We start from the raw sequence: 486 nt of genomic DNA, 5'->3' as shown, positions 1-486 counted from the left end.
AGCAGGCGCTCTCCCAGCTGAGCTAAGCCCCCATTATACAATTAAGAGTCGGGAAGACAGGATTCGAACCTGCGACCCCTTGGTCCCAAACCAAGTGCTCTACCAAGCTGAGCTACTTCCCGTTATTAAATTATTAAATAATAAATATAAAATGGCGCGCCCGATAGGAGTCGAACCCATAACCTCTTGATCCGTAGTCAAACGCTCTATCCAGTTGAGCTACGGGCGCATGTTTTATATTATATATGGTGCCGAGGACCGGAATCGAACCGGTACGGTAATCACTTACCGCAGGATTTTAAGTCCTGTGCGTCTGCCAGTTCCGCCACCCCGGCATCATAAAATAAAAATGGAGCAGAAGACGGGATTCGAACCCGCGACCCCAACCTTGGCAAGGTTGTATTCTACCGCTGAACTACTTCTGCATGATTCAGTTATAATCGGAAAACTGATGAGCCATAGAGGATTCGAACCTCTGACCCTCTG

4 tRNA genes are annotated in these 486 nt (G+C 47.9%); all 4 read right to left on the bottom strand.

What is annotated here, in order from left to right:
- Nucleotides 1-48: 48 nt before the first annotated feature.
- The 4 genes from HMPREF2937_RS10920 to HMPREF2937_RS10905 all read right to left on the bottom strand — a co-directional run bounded on the left by HMPREF2937_RS10920 (nucleotide 49) and on the right by HMPREF2937_RS10905 (nucleotide 425).
- Nucleotides 49-122: transfer RNA gene (locus tag HMPREF2937_RS10920), tRNA-Pro, on the bottom strand.
- Between the two features lie 30 nt (nucleotides 123-152).
- Nucleotides 153-229 (bottom strand) — tRNA-Arg (locus tag HMPREF2937_RS10915).
- Between the two features lie 17 nt (nucleotides 230-246).
- Nucleotides 247-335 (bottom strand) — tRNA-Leu (locus HMPREF2937_RS10910).
- Nucleotides 336-350: 15 nt separating this feature from the next.
- Nucleotides 351-425, bottom strand: a tRNA-Gly gene (locus HMPREF2937_RS10905).
- Nucleotides 426-486: the final 61 nt, after the last annotated feature.

The organism is Staphylococcus sp. HMSC061G12 (genome assembly GCF_001838465.1).
In the GTDB taxonomy this organism is placed as follows: Bacteria; Bacillota; Bacilli; order Staphylococcales; family Staphylococcaceae; genus Staphylococcus; species Staphylococcus simulans.
Note: the sequence above shows the minus strand (reverse complement) of the source record. Positions and strands in the feature narration are given on the sequence as shown.